The sequence below is a fragment of the Micromonospora sp. NPDC003816 genome (genome assembly GCF_042874705.1).
In the GTDB taxonomy this organism is placed as follows: Bacteria; Actinomycetota; Actinomycetes; order Mycobacteriales; family Micromonosporaceae; genus Micromonospora.
Genome location: NZ_JBIANP010000006.1, coordinates 15041 through 35193, shown reverse-complemented (window position 1 = coordinate 35193; position 20153 = coordinate 15041). Strand labels below are relative to the sequence as shown.

Annotated in this window: 13 protein-coding genes; 4 read left to right on the top strand and 9 right to left on the bottom strand. The window is 73.2% G+C overall.

Annotated features, from left to right (window positions below):
- Positions 1–171: 171 nt before the first annotated feature.
- The 5 genes from ACFYTT_RS20080 to ACFYTT_RS20060 form a co-directional block, all read right to left on the bottom strand.
- Positions 172–375, bottom strand: a complete 204-nt coding sequence (locus ACFYTT_RS20080) for a cold-shock protein (RefSeq protein ID WP_013735772.1) — start codon at positions 373–375, stop codon at positions 172–174.
- 220 nt (positions 376–595) lie between these two features.
- Complete coding sequence (locus tag ACFYTT_RS20075) at positions 596–3955, bottom strand: ATP-dependent helicase (protein ID WP_387261057.1); 3360 nt, start codon at positions 3953–3955, stop codon at positions 596–598.
- A 25-nt stretch (positions 3956–3980) separates the two neighbouring features.
- Complete coding sequence (locus tag ACFYTT_RS20070; protein ID WP_387261055.1) at positions 3981–7574, bottom strand: ATP-dependent helicase; 3594 nt, start codon at positions 7572–7574, stop codon at positions 3981–3983.
- A 400-nt stretch (positions 7575–7974) separates the two neighbouring features.
- Entirely contained in the window at positions 7975–8520 is a 546-nt protein-coding gene (locus ACFYTT_RS20065) for a TIGR00730 family Rossman fold protein (protein WP_176095170.1), read from the bottom strand.
- A gap of 1 nt (position 8521) precedes the next feature.
- On the bottom strand, positions 8522–9376 hold the full coding sequence (locus ACFYTT_RS20060; RefSeq protein ID WP_131057490.1) for a TIGR00730 family Rossman fold protein: 855 nt from the start codon (positions 9374–9376) through the stop codon (positions 8522–8524).
- A gap of 138 nt (positions 9377–9514) precedes the next feature.
- On the opposite strand from ACFYTT_RS20060, the gene ACFYTT_RS20055 reads away from it, so the two are divergent.
- Positions 9515–9667, top strand: a complete 153-nt coding sequence (locus tag ACFYTT_RS20055; protein ID WP_162854397.1) for a hypothetical protein — start codon at positions 9515–9517, stop codon at positions 9665–9667.
- 106 nt (positions 9668–9773) lie between these two features.
- On the opposite strand, the gene dapE is transcribed toward ACFYTT_RS20055, so the two are convergent.
- Positions 9774–10847 carry a succinyl-diaminopimelate desuccinylase gene (gene dapE, locus ACFYTT_RS20050; RefSeq protein WP_131054898.1) on the bottom strand — a complete coding sequence of 358 codons (1074 nt, stop codon included), beginning with the start codon at positions 10845–10847 and terminating at the stop codon, positions 9774–9776.
- Positions 10848–10984: 137 nt separating this feature from the next.
- On the opposite strand from dapE, the gene dapD reads away from it, so the two are divergent.
- Positions 10985–11944, top strand: coding sequence for a 2,3,4,5-tetrahydropyridine-2,6-dicarboxylate N-succinyltransferase (gene dapD / locus ACFYTT_RS20045; RefSeq protein WP_357210588.1), 960 nt, complete (start codon positions 10985–10987; stop codon positions 11942–11944).
- Positions 11945–12051: 107 nt separating this feature from the next.
- On the opposite strand, the gene ACFYTT_RS20040 is transcribed toward dapD, so the two are convergent.
- Positions 12052–15378 (bottom strand): S8 family serine peptidase, encoded by a 3327-nt coding sequence (locus ACFYTT_RS20040; RefSeq protein ID WP_387261050.1) that lies wholly within the window; start codon positions 15376–15378, stop codon positions 12052–12054.
- Between the two features lie 140 nt (positions 15379–15518).
- Here ACFYTT_RS20040 and ACFYTT_RS20035 point away from each other — a divergent pair, with 140 nt between their 5' ends.
- Both ACFYTT_RS20035 and ACFYTT_RS20030 read left to right on the top strand, forming a co-directional pair.
- Positions 15519–16079 (top strand): sugar O-acetyltransferase, encoded by a 561-nt coding sequence (locus tag ACFYTT_RS20035; RefSeq protein WP_131054901.1) that lies wholly within the window; start codon positions 15519–15521, stop codon positions 16077–16079.
- A 142-nt stretch (positions 16080–16221) separates the two neighbouring features.
- Entirely contained in the window at positions 16222–18849 is a 2628-nt protein-coding gene (locus ACFYTT_RS20030; protein ID WP_387261046.1) for a hypothetical protein, read from the top strand.
- Here the strand turns inward: ACFYTT_RS20030 and ACFYTT_RS20025 are convergent.
- Positions 18826–19473, bottom strand: coding sequence for a nucleoside/nucleotide kinase family protein (locus tag ACFYTT_RS20025; RefSeq protein WP_131057041.1), 648 nt, complete (start codon positions 19471–19473; stop codon positions 18826–18828). The two genes, ACFYTT_RS20030 and ACFYTT_RS20025, sit on opposite strands and share 24 nt — an antisense overlap.
- On the bottom strand, positions 19473–20117 hold the full coding sequence (locus ACFYTT_RS20020) for an SIMPL domain-containing protein (protein WP_131057043.1): 645 nt from the start codon (positions 20115–20117) through the stop codon (positions 19473–19475). Before ACFYTT_RS20020 ends, ACFYTT_RS20025 begins: the two co-directional genes overlap by 1 nt.
- Positions 20118–20153: the final 36 nt, after the last annotated feature.

Below are 20153 nucleotides of genomic sequence, written 5' to 3'. Positions count from 1 at the left end.
ACCCAGCGTTCCCTGGCCGGGAGGTGGTGACAGTCGTCCACCCGACGATTGGACGGCTGATTACCGACTCAGGGTTCCGCCGAATCGGCGCCCGACATGCGGACGGCCGGGCCGCCTCCGGTCCCAGTGGGTGGCGGAGGCGGCCCGGCCGTCGCGGGCGAACCCGGCAGATCAGAGCGGGCGGATGTTCTCCGCCTGCGGGCCCTTCTGGCCCTGGACGACCTCGAACTCCACACGCTGGTTCTCGTCCAGGCTGCGGTAGCCGGAGCTCTGGATGGCCGAGAAGTGGGCGAAGACGTCGGCGCCGCCGCCGTCCGGGGTGATGAAGCCGAAGCCCTTGTCAGCGTTGAACCACTTGACGGTGCCAATAGCCATGCTTGTTTCGTCTCCTTGACGGAACGTCGGACCCGCACCTGTTGCGGGGCCGAAAGAGTGAGAGCTCCGGGCGGTTCCCGGAACTTCTGTCGCTGCTGGTCGCCCCGCCCGGAGAGGTCCGGACATAACAAAGAGCGCCTGGGGCCACAATCCGCCAGGCGCAAACAGAGCTGGAACCAAAACTGCAACGCGGGCACAGTACCACGGATTCGGGCCCGCGCTACCCGTCCAGCCCGAATTCCGGCAGCGACGTGATCAGGGCGGACAGTCCGTCGACGTCCAGCAGGTCCGCCGGACGGACGGTCGCCCCGTCCCGCACGTAGTGGAACGCCGCGCCGACCCGCTCGACCGGGATCCCGGCCAGCTCGGCCCAGGCCAGCCGGTAGACCGCCAACTGCACCGAGGCCACCTCGGCCGCCGGTCCCGAGGGCTGGGCACCGGTCTTCCAGTCGACCACGTCGAAGCGGTCGCCGGGCCGGCGGAACACGGCGTCCATCCGGCCGCGTACCACCACACCGCCGAGCACCGTCGCGAACGGCACCTCGACCTCGATCGGCGTACGGTCCGCCCACTCGCTGCTCAGGAACCGCCGTTGCAGCTCCGCCAGCACCTCGTCCGGGGCCGCGTCGGCGTCCGCCGCACCGGGCAACTCGTCGGTGTCGAGCAGCCGGTCCGCGCCGAAACGCTGCTCCAGCCAGGCGTGGAAGGCGGTGCCCCGGCGGGCGTACGGGTTCGGTGCGGACGGCAGCGGCCGACGCAGCGACCGGGCCAGCGCCGCCGGGTCCCGGCGCAACGCGACCAGTTGGGTGACCGACAGGTGCCCGGGCAGCGTCACCTCGACCGGACCGGCTAGCCGGCTCAACTCCGCCCGCTCGGCGAGCAGCAGATCGGTCTCCCGCCGCCACCGGTCCACCTCCGGATCCCGCGCCTCGTCGTCCGGAGGGTCCGGCACGTCGTCGGTCAGGTGACGCCGCACCAGCGCCGCCGCCTCGGTCAACGTCGGTCGGCGTACGCCCAGCGGGTCGGCCGGCCACTCGGCCCGGATCACCACCTCGGTCGTCGGGTTCACCGCGTCCGGCGACGGTTCGGGCGCCCACTCGTCGACCAGGTGACCGGCTCCGGCGTCCAGGCAGGCGTCGTGCACCTCGCGCAACAACCCGGACGGGCCGCGCGGGCGCTTGGTGCCCTCACCCCACCAGTGGCCGGAACAGAGCAGCAGGCGACGCGGACGGGTCACCGCCACGTACGCCAGCCGGCGCTCCTCCCGCTCGTCGTGGGCCCGCCAGGCGTCGGTGAAGTCCTCCACCGCCCGGGCCACGCCACGCTGGTCGTCCACGTCCACCAGGGCCAGCTCGGGCAGCCCGTCGGCGTCACCGCGCAACGGGAACGGCAGCACCCCCAGCCCGCCCAGCCAGTGGTCGGAGTTGCGGACCGGTCCCGGCCACACCCCCCGGCTCAGCCCGGCCACCGAGACGACGTCCCACTCCAGACCCTTGGCCGCGTGCGCGGTCAGGATCTGCACCGCCCCCTCGACCACCTCCACCTCGCCCGGCGACAGACCGCGCTCCTCGTCCTCGGCGGCGGCCAGGTAGGCCAGGAAACCGGCGAGCGTGGCCCCCGGCGTCTCCCCGCTGAACCGCGCGGCCACGTCGCCCAACGCGTCCAGGTGACTGCGGGCCAGACCGGCGTCGCCGGCGCCCTCGCCGCCGGCGCGTACCGCCACCTCCACGTCCAGGCCGGTGGTCCGCTCCACGTCCGCGATCAGCTCCGGCAGCGACTGGTCCAGCCGGTACCGCAGCAGACCCAGTTCCCGGGCGTACGCGCGCAGCCGCAGGTAGCCCTCGGCCGAGTACGCCTGCGCGGGGCCGAGGTCGGCCAGTGCCTCGACCAGCGTCGCCTCGTCCAGCCGGTCCGGCGTGATCTCGGCCGTACCGTCGTCGGCGAGCTGGCGACGGGCCGCCGCGATGGCCTTGGCCCGACGGTGCAGCGCGACCAGGTCCCGTGGCCCGATCCGCCACCGGGCACCGGTCAGCAGGCGCAACAGCGCGGCACCGTCGGTCGGGTCGGCGAGCACCCGCAGCGTGCACACCACGTCGCGGATCTCCGGGGTGTCCAACAGCCCGCCCAGCCCCACCACCTCGACCGGCAGGCCACGTTCCCGCAGCGCCCCCGCGATCGCCGGAATCTGGCTGCGCAGCCGGACCAGCACCGCCGTGGTCGGGCGCAGGGTCACCGGGATCTGCTCGGGCAGCACACCCGGCATCCGCGCCGCACCACGCCAGGCGGCCAGCACGCTGTCGGCAATCCAGTCGGCCTCGTCGGCGTACGTCGTCAGCAGTGCGCAGTGCACGGTGCCGGCGGCGGCGCCACGCGCGCTGCGGTGCGGGATCGGATCGCGGACACTGAGCGCGGCGTGCAGCTCCGGCACCTGGGCGCCGGCCGCCCGCAACGGGGTGGAGAGCGCGTTCGCCACGGCGAGGATCTCCGGCCGGTTCCGCCAACTGGTGGTCAGTCCGAGCACCTGGGCGGGTTCCCCGTCGGTGCGGGCGAACTCCGTCGGGAAGCGGTCCAGGGTGCCGGCGCTGGCCCCCCGCCAGCCGTAGATGGACTGGCAGGGGTCACCGACGGCGGTCACCGGGTGACCGCCGCCGAACAACGCGCCGAGCAGCACCACCTGGGCGTGGCTGGTGTCCTGGTACTCGTCGAGCAGCACCACCCGGTAGCGCCCGCGCTCGATCTCGCCGACGCCCGGATGGTCCCGGGCCACCCGGGCGGCCCGGGCGAGCTGGTCGGCGAAGTCCATCGCCTCGAAGTCGTCCTTGCGCCGGGCGTACGCGCGCACCAGCGGCAGCAGCTTCAACCGGGTCTGCTGGAGCGCGAGGGCCTTGCGCACGTCGGCGTAGACCCGCCCGGGACGGGACTGCACGTCGGCGAAGAACCGGCCGGTCCACGCGGCCAGGGAGTCCGGGTCGACCAGGTGTTCGTCCAGCTCACCGGAGAGCGCCAGCACCGCGTCGGTGACCGTGCTGGGCATCCGGTCCACCTCCGACATGTCCCCGTCGTAGTTGCGCACGATCAGGTCCACGAGCTGCCAGCGGGACGCCTCGGTGAGCAGCCGGGTGGAGGGCTCGTAGCCGGCCCGCAGGCCGTGCTCGGTGACGATCCGTCCCGCGTACGAGTGGTAGGTGGCCACCGTCGGTTCGCCCGCGAACGGGTCGTCGAGCGGGTCCCGTCCGCGCCGCCCCAGCCGGCGCACCAACTGGTCGAGCCGGGTACGCACCCGGTGTGCCAGCTCACCGGCGGCCTTGCGGGTGAAGGTGAGACCGAGCACCTGCTCGGGCCGGACGTACGAGTTGGCCACCAGCCAGACCACCCGGGCGGCCATCGTCTCGGTCTTACCCGAACCGGCTCCCGCGACCACCAGCAGCGGCTCCACCGGCGCGGCGATGATCGCCGCCTGCTCCCGGGTCGGCGCCGGCAACCTCAGCAGCTTGGCCAGCTCCACCGGCGTGTACCGGGGACCGACGGCGGCCGCCCGGGGCGCCGGTGCCGCGGGATTGAACAGGGCGGGCTGGGTCATGCTGCCTTCTTCGGAGCTGGCACGCTCACTCCTGGTGCTCCGGTCGCCGGACGGTCGGTGGCTCGACCACCTGCCGTCCCTGCCCGGAGACCGGGCAGCTGGTCCGCACCGGGCAGACCCGGCACTTCGAGTTGGCGACCGCGGCGAAGGTGGCGGCGGCCATCGTATCGGCGGTCCGCCGGACCAGCGCGGTCGCCCAGCCGGCCTCGGGTCCGTCGGTCGACGCGGCCTGCGCCTGCTCCCGGGCGTCCCGCGCGCCGGTGCCGAGCTGCACCAGCGTCGCCCCGCCGGGCTCGTCGCCGTACTCGGCGAACGCCCCCGCCTCCACCGCCGCCTGGTATGCGCCGAGCTGCGGGTGCTCGGCCAGGTCCCGCTCGGTCACGGCGGTGGACTTGCCGGTCTTGAGGTCCACCACCACCAGCCGGCCGTCCGCGTCGACCTCCAGCCGGTCCACCCGCCCGACCAGCTCGATCGGCCGGTGCGGATCGTCCAGGCGTACCGCGAACTCGTGCTCGATGGCGAGCAGCCGGCGCGGATTGGCGGCCAGCCAGCGCAGCAGCTTGTCCACCATCGCCTCGGCGCGGGTCCGCTCCGGCCCGACCATCCACCGCGCGGCCAGCTCGATCGCGTCGAACCGGGCAGCCACGTAGTCCAGCAGCGCGCCCCGGTCCGCGCTGGCGTCCTCGGCGAGCATCGCCGCCGCGTGCACCAGGTTGCCGACCCCCTGGGCGGCGCTGGCCGGTGGGCTCCCGCCGTGCCGTTCCAGCAGCCAGCGCAGGCTGCACCGCAGCGCGCTCTCCATCGCCGACGGGGTCACCCGGACCGGCTCCCCCTCGTCCACCAGCGGCCGGTCGTCGGAGAGCGGTCGCAGCCCCCACCAGTCGTCCGGGTGCGCGCCGGCGACCCCGGCGGCGGCGAGTCGTGCCAGCTCGGCCGCTGCCGCCCGCCGCCGGGCGGTCGACGCCGCCGGGTCGGCCACCGCGGTACGCAGCTCCGCCACCAGCGCGGGCAGGGTCAACGCCCGGGGCGGCCGACTCAACGGCAGCGTCCGTGGCCCGACCCCGTCGTCCCGGTCCGGATCATCGTCCCGGTCCGGAGCGTCCCCCTGGTGCTGAGCGTCGTGCCTGTCGTCGACCTGCGACGCTCCGCTGCCCGCTCCGGGCGTCGACGGCTCCGGAGAAGCGGGCGGCGGTGTCCCATCGGAGGTCGGGGTGGGTCCGTCGCCGGGTGGATCGGTCGGCCCGAGTTCGTAGAGGAAGCGGCTGGGCTGCTCCTCGTGGTCGTCGCCGCCGACGGCCGCCGACGCGACGGCGCTGACCAGCAGTCGCCGCCGGGCCCGGGTCACCGCGACGTGGAACAGCCGCCGTTCCTCGTCGAGCAACGCGGAGGTCTGCCCGACCAGGGTGGCGACCTCCCCGGCACCGTCCGCCCGGCCGGTCATCACGTCGACCAGCCGTTCCGAACCGAGCAGGCTGCCGCGCAACCGCAGGTCCGGCCAGACGCCCTCCTGCACCCCGGCGACGGCGACCAGATCCCACTCCAGGCCCTTCGCGGCGTGCGCGGTGAGCAGGCGTACCGCGTCGCCCCGGTCGGCGGAGGAGGCGAGCGTGTCGGCGGGGAGTTCCTGGGCGAGCACATGGTCGAGGAAGACCTCGGTCCGCGCGCCCGGTAACCGGTCGGTGAACCGGGCGGCGGCGTCGAAGAGCACCAGCACCGCGTCCAGGTCCCGATCGGCCGCCTCGGCCCGGCGCCGCCGGGCCAGGTCGCCCTCACCGGCCACGGCCGGTCCCCGGGCCAGCGCGGCGGACCACAGCTCGGCCAGCCCGCTGGCCTGCCAGACCGCCCAGAGGACGTCCTCGACGGTGGCGCCCGGTCGACCGGCCGTCTCGCGGGCCACCGCCAGCAGCCCGGCCACCGTCTGCGCCGACTCGGCCCAGCGCCGCTCCACCCCGGCCAGCTCGGCCGGGTCCTGCAACGCCTCGACGATCAGCTCACCGGAGGGCCGACGGTCGCCGCCGGCCAGGGCGAGCGCGCGTAGGCCCTGCCGCAGCCGGCGCTCCGCCAGCGGATCGGCACCGCCGAGCGGCGAGTGCAGCAACGCGACGGCGGCCTCCTCGTCCAGCCGCTCCGGCTCCAACGCGCAGCGCAACAGCAGCAGCAGCGGCGCGACCGCCGGTTGCAGGTGCAACGGCAGGTCCTCGCCGTGCACCACGGTCGGTACGCCGGCGGCGTGCAGCGCCCGCCGCAACCCGGGCAGTTGCCGCCCGGTGGAACGGACCAGCACCGCCATCCGGGCCCAGGGCACGCCGCCGAGCAGGTGCGCCTCGCGCAGCGCGTGTGCCAGCCAGGCCGCCTCGCTGGTGGCCGAACGGAAGGTCCGGACCTCGACGGTGCCCGGTGGCGCGTCGGGCAACGGGTGCAGCCGACGGTGTGCCGCCGGACCACGCAACCGTCGACCCAGCCGGGACGCGGCAGCGAGCAGCCGCTCCCCCGCGCGGTAACTGGTGGTGAGCAGCACCTGCGCGGCCGGCGCACCGGAGGCGGTGCGGAACCGGTGCGGGAACGTCGTCACACCGGCCGGATCGGTGCCCCGGAAGGCGTACGTGGAGGAGTCGGGATCGGCGAAGGCCACCAGCGGCGTGCCGCCCCCGGCGACCGTGTCCAACAGGTCGAGCTGCGCGGGGTCGGTGTCGGCCAGCTCGTCGACGTAGACGTACGCCAGACGACGCCGCTCGGACGCCAGCACCTCCGCGTCGTCGCGCAGCAGACCGGTCGCCGCCCGGACCAGCTCCGCCGGGTCGTACGCGACCGAGCCCCGGTTGGCGACGTCCCGCAGCGCCAGCACCGCGACGTACTCACGCAGGAAGCGGGCGGCGGCCGGCCAGTCGGCGCGGCCGAGCCGCTCGCCGAGCCGGGCCAGCTCGACCGGACCGACGCCCCGCTCCGCCGCCCGCATCAGCAGGTCGCGGAGCTGGGCGGCGAACGCCCGGGTACGCAGTGCCGGTCGCAACTCCTCCGGCCAGCCACCCGGTTCGTCGCCGGGCTCCTCCCCCACCACGTCCAGCAACTCACGGATGATCAGATCCTGCTCCGGACCGGTGAGCAGCCGTGGCGACGGCTCACCCCGCTCGGCGGCGGCCCGCCGCAACAACCCGAAGGCGTACGCCGGGAAGGTCCGCACCAGCGGCTCCCGCACCACCCGCCGCCCGTTCGCGGCGATCCGCGCCTCGATCCGGTGCCGCAGGTCGACCGCGCCCCGGCGACTGAAGGTGAGCACCAGCACCCGCTCCGGATCGACCCCCTCCTCGACCCGGGCGGCCACCGCCTCGACGAGCGTGTGGGTCTTCCCGGTGCCCGGTCCTCCGAGGACGAGCATCGGCCCGTCGGTGTGTGCCACGACCTCGGCCTGCCGAGGATCCGCCGAGGTCTGCTCCCCGCCGGACGCGGGTGCGGGTGCAGGTGCGGACGCGGGTGCGGACGCGGGTGCGGACGCGGGTGCGGACGCGGGTGCGGACGCGGGTGCGGACGGCGGGCCGGCCAGGTCCGGAGAATGCCCGGTGGCCGGGTCGTTCTCCTGGGTCGGCCCGCCGGACCGACGCACCAACCGGTACGCCTGCATCCCGCCATCCCATCACGGCCCTGCGACACTGCCAGACGCGCCACACCCGCCGACGATCCGACGCCCACCCGTCCTCACCGGTCCCGTCCGCTGGTCCCGGTCGCCTCTCTCGCCGGCCCCGGCAGTGACGTGCGGTGGTCCGCGTGCCGCCACCCCGACCGGTACCCCGCTGGTCGCCCCTTTGCTCTGCTTCAACCCACGCAACGGTTCGGACGAACTTCTGTTGCGCGGGGTGAAGCAGAGCAAAGGCGGCGAGCAGGTATACCCCGGGAGTCGGCTCAACCCGAGACGGCGCGACCCGAGACGGCGCGACCCGAGACGGCGCGACCCGAGACGGCGCGAATCACCACACCGGCGTGCGGCAGGCGGCAAGGGTCGGGCGCGGTGTGGGTGGCGCCGTCTAGGTGAGGGCTGCCTCGATGACGTCGAGGGCGGTGGGGACGGTGTCGGCGACCTGGACGAGATCGAAGCCGGCGGGCTTGAGGAAGCTCTGGTCGGTGACCGCGCGCAGCCAGTCCATCAACGGGGTGTAGAACCCGTCGGTGTCCACCATCACCATCGGTTTGCGGTGCAGGGCCAGGGTGGCGGTGGTCCAGACCTCGAAGAGTTCGTCGAGGGTGCCCAAGCCACCGGGCAGGGTGAGGAACGCGTCCGACTTCTCGACCATGAGGACCTTGCGGCTGGCCATCGAGTCGGTGATCAGCAGTTCGTCGGAGGCGACGTCGGCGACCTCCAGGTCGACCAGCACCTGCGGGATGATCCCGACGGTCCGGCCGCCGGCCGCGCGGGCCCCCTCGACCAGCGCGCCCATCATGCCGACGCGACCACCTCCGCTGACCAGCGTGTGCCCTCGTCGGGCGAGTTCCGCGCCGGTGGCCTCGGCGAGGTCGAGCCACCGTTGGTCGAGGGTACGGGAGGAGGCGCAGAACACGCAGATCGCCGCCACCTCAGCGCTCCGCCTGCTCGGCCCGCTCGGCCGACTCGGCTGCCGCCTGCTGGTCCGCCGCGGTACGGGCCACCGCGTCGGCGCGTACCGCCTCCTGCTCGGTGTTGAGCGCGGCCTCGGCCTCCACGATGTGCCGGACCGCCGCGGCGACGTCGTCGGTGACGCAGATCAACTCCAGGTCGACCGGTCCGATCTTGCCCTCGGCGGCCATCGTGTCGCGCAGCCAGTCGAGCAGCCCCTGCCAGTACTCGGCACCCATCAGCACCACCGGGAACCGGGTCACCTTGCCGGTCTGCACCAGGGTGAGCGCCTCGAACAGCTCGTCCATCGTGCCGAAGCCGCCGGGCAGCACGACGAACGCCTGGGCGTACTTGACGAACATGGTCTTGCGGGCGAAGAAGTAGCGGAAGTCGATGGCCAGGTCGACCCACTCGTTGATGCCCTGCTCGAAGGGGAGTTCGATGCCGAGACCGACGGAGTGCCCACCGGCCTCGCTCGCGCCCCGGTTGGCCGCCTCCATCACGCCGGGTCCACCCCCGGTGATCACCGCGTAGCCGGCACGGGCCAGGGCCGCGCCGAGCGCCTCGGCGAGCTGGCACTCCGGGCTGTCCGGCTTGCTCCGGGCGCTACCGAAGACGCTGACGGCGGGCGGCAGGTCGGCGAGGGTGTCGAAGCCTTCGACGAATTCGGAGAGTATCCGTAGCGCCCGCCAGGCGTCCTTGGTCTTCCAGTCCGCACGGGTGCGCGAATCCAGTAGCCCTTGGTCCGCTGTGCTGGTGGTGATCGCCTGGCGGCGCAGTGTGACGGCGCCGCGGTGCCGCTCCCGTCCTGGTTCGCGGCGGTTGCTCTGAGTCATGGGAGCAACCGTAGTGGAGTTCCGCCGGGGCGCCCGGCAAACACTTCGTGATCTTGTGCAACCAATTCGCTTTCCCGTACGTCTTACTATTCACATACCGGGTATGCCCGGCGCGCAGGCTTCGGGGGAGGAGACAGCGTGATCAGTAGCAACGAACGGATCCGGATGAGGCGTCAGATGCAGCGACGCATCCGCGACGTGGTGGCCGAGCGCCGCCGTACCCGGCTGCTCGAAGACCCGCCCGAACCGCCCGCGGAGCCCGCTTCCGACACGGCGCTCACCCGCGTGTAGCGCGGGGCCTGGACACCCTGCGCCTGAGCCCCGCGCGCCGGTCACCCGGGCGGGCGCGGCGGCACCGCACCGCCGCCCGCACGACCGGACGCGCGAGTCCGCAGGGTCAGGCGGAGGCGAGCCAGCGGTGCAGCGTGGCGGCACCGTCACGGATCTTGCCGATCTCGACGTGCTCGTCCGGGTGGTGGGCGAGATTGGGATCACCCGGACCGAAGTTGAGCGCCGGGATCCCCATCGCCGCGAAGCGGGCCACGTCGGTCCACCCCAGCTTGCCGATCGGGGCGGCACCCACCGCCGCCAGGAACTCCTGGGCGGGTGGGGCCTCCAGGCCGGGCAGCGCACCGGGCGCGCAGTCGGTCACCGTCACCTCGTACCCGGCGAGCACCTCGCGCAGGTGCGCCTCCGCCTCGGCCGGCGTACGGTCCGGCGCGAAACGGTAGTTGACCTCGATCTCGCACCGGTCCGGGACCACGTTGCCGGCCACCCCACCGTTGATCCGCACCGCGTTCATACCCTCGCGGTAGTCACACCCGTCGATGGTCACCCGCCGCGCCTGGTACTCCGACAGCCGCCGCAGGATCTCACCGGCACCGTGGATCGCGTTGACGCCGTGCCAGGCGCGCGCCGAGTGGGCCCGTACGCCGGTGGTGACCGCCCTCGCCCGCATGGTGCCCTGGCAGCCCGCCTCGACGATCCCGTGCGTCGGTTCGAGCAGCAGGGCGAAGTCGGCCGTCAACCACTCCGGGTACGCCTCGGCCACCAGCCGCAGGCCGTTGTACCGGGACTCGATCTCCTCGGCCTCGTAGAAGAAGTACGTCACGTCGTAGCGCGGGTCGGGCAGGGTGGCCGCGAGGTGCAGCGCGAAGGCCACCCCGGACTTCATGTCCGAGGTGCCGCAGCCGTACATCAGGTCGCCGCGCAGCGTGGACGGGAAGTTGTTGTTCAACGGCACGGTGTCCAGGTGACCGGCCAACACCACCCGGGACGCCCGCCCCAGGTCGGTACGCGCCATCACCGTGTTCCCGTGCCGGTAGGTGGCCAGGTGGGGCAGCTTCCGCAGCACCTCCTCGACGCAGTCGGCGATGGCCTTCTCGTTGAGCGAGACCGACTCGATGTCGACCAGGGCGCGGGTCAACGCCACCGGATCGGCGAGGACCTCGGGGGTAAGCGGGTTCTCCATGGTCCGCACGGTACCGTCACAACCGGCGACCGCGAGACGCGAGCCCGCGAGCCCTTCGACGACGCGCGAGGAGTGAGCTCGCGCACCCCGCAGTCGCGAGCAGCAGCCAGCGCAGCATGCGAGCGAGAGGTGAGTAAGTGACGTCCACAGAATCCGCGTGGGGCATCGGCCTGGCCACCGTGACCGCCGACGACCAGGTGCTCGACACCTGGTATCCGACCGGCAAGCTGGGCCTCGGCGAGCTGCCGTTGGTCCCCGGCGAGGACCAGGCAGACGTGCTGGACCTTCCGCCGGGTGCGATCGGCGACCGGGCCCTGCCGGGTCTGCGTACCGTCCAGGTGATCACCGTGATCGGCTCGCTGGACGACCCGATCAAGGACGCCAGTGACGCGTACCTGCGACTGCACCTGCTCTCCCACCGCCTGGTGCGGCCCAACGAGCTCAACCTCGACGGCGTCTTCGGCAAGCTGGCCAACGTGGCCTGGACCTCCGCCGGCCCGTGCCCGCCGGAGCGGGTCGACGAGCTGCGCGTCATCGAGCGGGCCGCCGGCCGTCACCTGGCCGTGTACGGGGTGGACAAGTTCCCCCGGATGACCGACTACGTGGTGCCCTCGGGTGTCCGGATCGCCGACGCCGACCGGGTCCGCCTCGGCGCCCACCTCGCCTCCGGCACCACCGTGATGCACGAGGGCTTCGTCAACTTCAACGCCGGCACGCTCGGCACCTCCATGGTCGAGGGCCGGATCGTGCAGGGCGTTGTCGTCGGCGACGGTTCCGACATCGGCGGCGGCGCCTCCATCATGGGCACGCTCTCCGGCGGCGGCACCGACAGGGTCCGCATCGGCGAGCGCAGCCTGATCGGGGCGAACGCGGGTGTCGGCATCTCGCTGGGCGACGACTGTGTGGTCGAGGCGGGGTGCTACATCACCGCCGCCTCGAAGCTCGCCCTGCCGGACGGCCGGGTGGTCAAGGCCCGCGAGCTGTCCGGAGTCGACGGGCTGCTGTTCTGGCGCAACTCGATCACGGGTGGGCTGGAGGCCCGGCCGCGTACCGGTCAGGGCATCACCCTGAACGCCGCCCTGCACGCGAACGACTGACGCCTCCGCGCGGACTCGTGCAAGGAAGGGTCCCCTGCTAACGCCTGGTGCATAGCAGGGGACCCCTCCTTACATCGGTGCCGACGGTGCCGGCACCACCGGCGTGATCACTTCAGGCGGTACGCCTGGATGATCCGCTGGGTCACCGTGTTGCCGTCGCTGTCCCGGGCGGCGGCCCGCAGGGACACGTGGCCGTTGCCCTTCGGATGCTGCACGGTGGCCTTCCAGCCGCTGCCGGCCTTCTTCACCCGGGCCCGCTGCCAGGTCCGGCCACCGTCGTAGGAGACCTCGACGGTCACCGAGGTGGTCCGCGCCGACGGCGCACCGGGCTGCCGCTGCACCTGGACCGGGATCACGAAGGACCGGCCGGCCGGGGCGGTGTGCGCCCCGTCGAGCCGAGGCGTGAACCTGATCGCCGAGGCGGGCAACGCCACCGGATCGTCGCCCCGGACGTGCCGGGACCGGAACGTCCAGGCGGCGGCGACCTCCGTGCTCAGGTCGGTGAAGCTGCGCCTCACCGAGGTCTCCATCCGGTACGTCGCCGTCCCGGCCGGCACCTCGAAGTCACCCCAGCCGTTGTCCGGGCTCTCGCCGACCAGCTTGCCGTTGCGGTAGAGCGCGGTACGCGAGGTGTCCGCCACCGAAGCCCCGTGGTGCCCCGCGGCGTCCCCGTGCAGCGGCACCGCCAGGCTGATCACGTCACCCCGCCGGGTGAGCCCCTCCCCCGGCCACTGCGGCACCGCGAACGACGGCCCGTAGGGAGCGCTGTTCCAGGTGTCCTCGTACTTCTTCCCCGCCCGGTAGGCCGTCGGGTCCGAGAAGAGGAGGGCCACCCCGACCGGCCACCCGTCGTCGGACGGTACGCCGAAGGTCAGGTCACCGTTCCAGCGGATGCCCTTGGTGTTGTAGTACTCGACCCGGCTGCCGGGGGCCTCGGTGGGCAGGATGATCGCCCAGCCGCCGACGTTCACCTCGTGGACCGGATAGACGGCCCGTTCGGCGACGGTGTCCGGGTACCCGCTGCGGAACTTCTGCGTGACGGTGGCCAGGTCACGCTTGCGGTAGTTCCGGATCAGCCCGGTCGGCATCCGACCCGGGACGCTCTCCGCCAGGGCATAGAGGTAGGAGCTGCTCTCCGCCTCCACGTCGGCCCACTGACTGCCCACCGTGCCGAGGAACCTCTTCGGCGAGACGGGTCGGCCGAGCTGCCCGGTGCTGATGCCGGTGAAGTCGAAGGCGAGCAGGCCGTAGCTGGCGCCGCCATCGTCCAGGAGGAAGTTCGCGCTGATGTCCACCAGGGCCGGAGTCGCCGACCGTTGCGGCACGGTCATCCGCACCGGCTTCGCCCGGCGGGCGTCGACGGTGACCGTGGTGTCCCTCGTGACGGCCAGCTCCGGCTGGACGAGGAACGCGGACTCCTCGGTCTCCATGTCGAACAGGTAGCTGTTCAACCCGTACCGGCCCTTGGGCACGCGGACCTCGGCGGTGCCCGACTGGTCGTACGCGAAGTAGTCGACGAAGTCGTCCAGGCCCAGCAGTGAGGTGCTGTAGTCCTCCGTCGGCGTACCGTCGGACCCGAGGTGCCGCACCGTCACGGTGTAGCTCTCCACCTCCTTGTGGACCGCCAACGGGGTGAGGGCCACGGTGTCGCCGGCACGGGCCACGATCCGGCCGGTGTAGTGACCGTCCGGGCCGTCCACGCTGGTGTCGGTGGTGACGGTGGCGGACGCCGTGCCGCCTGCGGGCACCACGACGCTGCTCGTGCTCAGCGTGAACATGCCGGCCGGTGCGGGCGTCCCGTCCGGGCCGGTGACGTCGAGGACGAGGTCCAGGGTGAGCGCGGTGCTCCCGGTGTTGTGCCAGCTCACCTCGCGGGTGATCGGCTCGTCGTCGGCGTGCGGCCAGAGCGTGCGGCCGAACGAGACGCTCGCCGGGTCACTGGTCACCTGCTGGGTGATCGCCCTCGCCACGTCGACCCGTCCGGCGCCCTGCTGATAGGCGGTCAGCTCCGGATGCGGCGCGGCGGAGGACATCAGGGTGGCCTTGAGCTGGGCTGCCGTGGCGTCGCCGCGCTGCTGGGCGAGCAGTGCCGCCGCACCGGCGACGTGCGGCGCGGACATCGAGGTGCCGGAGAGCGACACGTACTGTTCGCCGACCGGATCGCCGAGCAGCGTGCCCTCGCCCCGGGCGGCGACGATGTCCACTCCCGGCGCGGTGATGTCCGGCTTCAGCGCGTCGTCGCCGACTCGCGGACCCTGGCTGGAGAAGAAGGCGAGGTCGTCGTCCCGGTCGACGGCCCCGACGGCGAGTGCGGAGTCCGCGCTGGCGGGTGAACCGACCGAACCGGCCCGGCCGCTGTTGCCGGCCGAGATCACGAAGAGCGCCCCGGTCTGCGCGGTCAGCGTGTCGACCGCCAGCTCCAACGGGTCGACCTGCGGGCTGTCCGTCCCGCCCAGGCTCAGGTTGATCACGTCGGCCTGCTGGTCGACGGCGGCCCACTGCATCCCGGCCAGGATGGCGGAGTCGGGGCAGCCGTACTCCTCGCAGACCTTGCCGTCGAGCAGCGTCGCGTCCGGGGCGACCCCTCGGTTCCGGCCGTCGGATGCGGCGCCACTGCCGGCGATGATCGACGCGACGTGGGTCCCGTGGCCGACGATGTCGCCGGGGTTCTCCTCCTCGGTGAAGTTCTCCGCCGCGCCGACCCGCCCGACCAGGTCGGGGTGCGCGGCGTCGACGCCGGTGTCCAGCACCGCCACCCGTACGCCCCGACCGGTGAAGCCGGCCTGGTGGGCGGCGGGCGCGCCGATCTGCGGCACGCTGTGCTCCAGAGTCAGGTGTCGCCTGCCGTCGAGCCAGAGCCGCTCGACACCCCCCGCCGCGTCGATCCGCGCGCTGCCACCGGCCAGGGCGGCCCAGAGCCGATTCGACTCCTGCTTGTCCAGGGTGGCCGCGACGCCACCGATGGCGGCCAGGTCACGGGTGACGGTCACCCCGTCGGGCACCCCGGTCCGCCGCGCGGCGCCCTCCGGGTACGTCATCAGCAGCGGCAGGTCGCTGCGGTGGCGGTCGTCGTAGCCGGCGGCGATCAACCCGGTCACGTCGAAGAGACGCCGGTCGACGCGGCCCGCCTGGATCAGTGGCAGGGCGTCCTGCGGCACCACCCAGAGGTGGTCCTGCCGGCGTTGGGTGAGGAAGCGGATTCCCGAGCGGCCCTCGGCCGGGCGCACGCTCGCCGCACCGGAGGGGCTCACCGTGACGCGGTCACCGGTGATCAGGGTGACGGTCGTGTTCCCGGCCGACGCCGCACGGGCGGCGGGCGACGGGGTGGACCCCGGTGCGGCGGTGGGGGACGGACCGGCGGTGGCCGTGCCCGGTGCGCCGAGCACGAGGCCCAGCACCAGCCCGATGGCGGTCAGTCTGCTTTTGCGAGGCAACCGAACCCTCCTTCTGGAGTGTCTTATCGATGTGAGTCACATCGACACCTGCCAGGATTGCATACCGAGTATGCACAAAGGAGTCAAGAATTCGACGAAGTCGATACCAGCGCGTCGCGGATGACGGCATGATCGTGCGGGTGGCATCCATGAAGGAACGCATGCTGGCCGGAGAGCCGTACCTCGCCGAGGGGCCGGAGATCCTCGCCGACCTCCAACGCGCCGCCCGACTGATGGAACGCGTCAACACCAGCCCCGCCGACGACCCCGACGCCCGGCTCGCCGCCCTGCGGGAACTGCTCGGTGAACTCGGCGAGGACACCTGGATCCGCCCGCCGTTCTACTGCGACTACGGCTACCACATCCGGATCGGGCCACGCAGCTTCGTGAACTTCAACGCGGTCTTCCTCGACGTCGCACCGATCACGATCGGCGCGGACGTGCAGGTCGGCCCGAACGTGCAACTGCTCACCCCGACCCACCCGGTGGACCCGGAGCAGCGCCGGGCGAAGTGGGAGGCGGCCAAGCCGATCACCATCGGCGACAACGTCTGGCTGGGCGGCGGGGCGATCGTCCTGGCCGGTGTCACCGTCGGGGAGAACACGGTGGTCGGCGCGGGTGCCGTGGTGACCAAGGACCTGCCCGCCAACGTCGTCGCCGTCGGCAACCCGGCCCGCCCGGTCCGCCAACTGGACCAATAGCCCGCGCACACTCGGTCACCGTCCGGACCGGACCAATCTCCGCGAAAAACGTTCCTACCTGCGAAAACATCCTCGCGGTGGATGGCACTCCCTCCACAGTTCAGGCACTCTGGGTTACAGAGTCGTCACCGGGAGGCGTGCCATGAGCGGTCGGATCCTCGAACTGCGCGTACACGGCGTGTCGAACACGCCGCCGGCCGAGACCCTGGGTGTGCCCACCGAACCGGGCACCGAGCCCGCTCCGCCGCGACTGGTCGCCGGAGGACCAGTGACCGGCTTCTACCGCTCCCCCGGCACCTCGACGGGCGACCCGATCGTGGTCGAGGCGTACAGCTGGGGGCAGTTGACCTCGGGCGCGCGGACCGCGCGCGACGTGGAGCGGGCCCTGTGGACGCTGCTGCTGCCCTTCACCCTGGCCAACGTGGCGCTGCACGCCCGGCCCGGCATCCCGGCCGACCCGACCAGCGAACGGTTCGCCAGCCGGTCCGGGATCACCGCCTGGCTGATCCGACTGTTCTGCCTGACGCTGACGGCCACACCCGTGCTGGCGCTCACCGGCGTCGGCGTCGACCTCATCGGCTGGCAGTGCGTCGACGACAGTTGCCTGGGCCGGATCCCGGGGCCCTGGCAGTTCCTCGCCGACCCCTGGTGGCAGCGGGGCAGCCGCGCGCTCGCGGTCGGACTGCTCGTGCCGCTCGCCCTGATCGTGGTGCTCGGCCTGGTCGCCTGGCGGACCTACCAGTACGAGGCGGTGATGCCCGCCGACCCGACCGATCCGCCGGTCCGCCAGCCACCCGGACCGGCCGATGCCAACCTGCCCGACGGCCAGCCGGAACAGGAGCCGCCGTCGCCGCCCGAGCCACCCCGGGGCCCGCTCGCCAACCCACTCGAAGATCCCACCTTCTGGTGGGGCGAGGGGCAGCTCCGCCGCGCCGCCGTCCTGCACCTCTGCACCGGTACGGTGGCCGCCGTCGCCGTCCCGCTCGGTACCACCCTCGCCCTGCACCCACCGCACGGAGCCCGGGCGGTCATCGCCTGGCCCACCGTGGCGTTGCTCGTCGCGGTCGTCGTGATCACGGTGGTGGCGATCGGCCGGCCGTTCCTGACCCGGCGCGACGGGGCGACGCCGCTCGGCCCGTGGAGCGTCACCGTCATCGTCCTCACCGGCCTCGGGCTGGTCGGCACCGTCCTGGTGCTGATGCTGCCGGACAGCGCGGGCGGTGCGGCACAGCTGGCCACCCTCCGCCCACCCGCCGGATGCGGCGACGCGTCGTCACTGCCGGGCTGCCAGGAGGACCGGTCCCTGCCCGGCTTCGACCGGGTCCTCGCCTGGCTCGGCACCGGCCAACTGCTGCTCCTCATCGCGATCGGCGCGACCGCCCGCTCCGGGCGGCGCGGCGGTGCCACACCGGCCGCCGCCACGGTGCTGATCACCGTCGGCGCCGCCTGGTGCCAGGGCTGGTTGCCGTTCCTGCCGCCGGCACCGCTCGCGGTGTGGCAGGTCGTCCCGGCACTGCTGCTCCTCGCCGCAGCCGGCCTGCTGATGCCGCGTACCCGACCCAGCGACGTGACCCAGCCCCTCGGGCCCTACACGGACCTGGCCTGGCGTGGTCGCGGCCCGGCCGTCATCGCCGGATTCGGGTGGCTGCTCTGCCTCGCGTACAGCACCGGCCTGCTCTACTGGGTCAGCGACCTGCTGAACCGGGACGCCACCGACAGCGGACGTCCCCCGGTGGTGCCGCCGGTCCCGGTGACCTGGTCCGGTCTGGTCTTCGGCATGGCACTGCTGCTGCTCGCCCTGGTCGCGATCCGTGCCGTCGTGCTGTTCCGCCGACTGCGCCGACAGGAGTACGACGAGCTGCGGGCAGAAGGCGGTCTCTCCGCGCACGACCTGCGCCGCGCCCGGGACGTCAGCACCCACAAGGCCCTGCACCGCCTGGTCGGCGAACACGCACTGCGCCTGATCGGCTGGTACGCGGGCACCGCGGGGACACTCGCCGCGCTCGGCTGCATGGTCGTGCTCTCCCCCGCCCGCCCGCACGATCTCACCTCGGGCACCACCGGCACCGTCATCGGGGTCGTCGCCGACGTCGGTGACCGACTGCTCGGCTGGCTGCCACTGGCGATCGCCGCGGTCGGTCTGCTGGTCTACCGCAACGACACGGTCCGGCGGTCGGTCGGCGTGGTCTGGGACGTCGGCACGTTCTGGCCGCGCGCCGCGCACCCGCTCGCCCCACCGAGCTACGCCGAACGGGCCGTGCCGGAACTACTCACCCGCACCGCCGGGCTGCTCGCCCTGACCGAACACGATCCCCGCCGGGTGGACGGCATCATCCTCTCCGGACACAGCCAGGGCACCGTCATCTGCACCGCCGTCATCCTCCAGATACCGCAACGCTGGCGGCAACGGATCTGGTTCTTCTCCTACGGGTGCCAGCTCACGCGGCTCTACGGCCGGATCTTCCCGGCGTACTTCGGCCCGGACCGGCTGCCGGTGCTGACCCGGGCACTGACCCGCCCCTCGGCCGGAACCCGGTGGACGAACTTCTGGCGGGACACCGACCCGCTCGGCTGGCCGGTCACCGCCGGGGAACGCGACATCGCGGTCACCGACCCGGAGGCACTGCACCCCAGCGACGGCGAGGTGGCCGACCCGCCGATCCGCAGCCACAGCGGATACCCGGAGGCGGCCGAGTTCCAGCGGGAACGGTCCCGGGTGGCGTGGATGCTGCGTCGGGCCGTGCCGTCACCCCGGAGGGGGGTCGGCTAGCCGGACCACCAGGTCGGCCCGGACGGCGGTCTCGGCCACCAGCGCGGCGTTGACCTCGTCGCTGCCCAGCGCCCAGGCGCGCGCCTCCTCGGCCGACCGGCCGTACCCGACGTGCCGGGCCACGAGCCGACGCCGTCGCAGGTCGCCGTCGAGATCCAGGAACCACGCCTCGTGCAGCAACGCCCGCATCTCGTCCCACGGCCAGTCCGGCACGAGCAGGTAGTTGCCCTCGGTCACCACCAGCCGGACCTCCGGCGGCACCTCGATCGCGCCCGCGATCGGTTCCTCCAGCTCCCGGCGGAACTCCGGCGCCCAGACCGACGTCGGCTCCTTGCGCCGCAGGCGGCGCATCAGCGAGACGTACCCGTTGGCGTCGAAGGTGTCGATCGCCCCCTTGCGGGCGGCGCGGCCCAGCCGGTGCAACTCGGCCTGGGCCAGGTGGAATCCGTCCATCGGCACCAGCCGGGCGGACGCACCGATCGCCGCGACCACCTCGGCGGCCAGCGTGGACTTGCCCGCACCGGGTGCGCCGGTGATGCCGAGCAGTTGCCGGGGACCCGCGTCGGCCAGGGCGCGGGCCCGCCGCACCAACTCGTCGACGGGCAGCACCCGGGCCTCGGTCATCAGGACAGGACCGGCCGGGTGATCGCGAACCGGGCCCGCACCGCCGCGTGCACCGACTGTGGTTGCGGATCGAGCTCCAACTCCGGCACGGCGGTCGACTCGACCCCACCGGCGTCGAACGACATCCGGGCCATCATCGGCTGCCCGCCGCCCTCGTCGGCAAGCTCGATCAGGTCGGTGACCCGCGCGTCGAGCGCCTCGGCGTACTCGCGGGCGCGCAGCAGGGCATCGGCGATCGCGGCATGCCGGGCCTCCCGGTAGGCCGGGCTGTCCGGCCGCAGCGACCACCAGGGCCCGGCGACCGCCACCTGGTCCTGGTCGGCCAGCCGCAGCATCAGTTCGCCGAGCGCGGTGAAGTCGCTGACCGTCACCGTGGTCACCACCGAGCCGTGCCAGGCCACCACCCGCTCGCCGGACCGTCGTGTCTCGGGCCGCACCCGCAGGTCGCCGGTCTCGCGGCGGTCGATCGTCGGCCCGTACGAGTCGAGCAGCACCCGGATCGCGGCGGCCCGCTCGGCCAGCCGGGTCAGCGTGGGCTCGCGCTCCCGGTCGCGCGCGAGCGCGGTCACCGCGAACCGGGCCTCCTCCGGAGCGACTTCCCGGTACGCCTCACCGCGTACGGTCACCACCGGTCCGTCCACCATGCCCTCACCCTAGCGGCGGCTCACGTACCGCGCCCA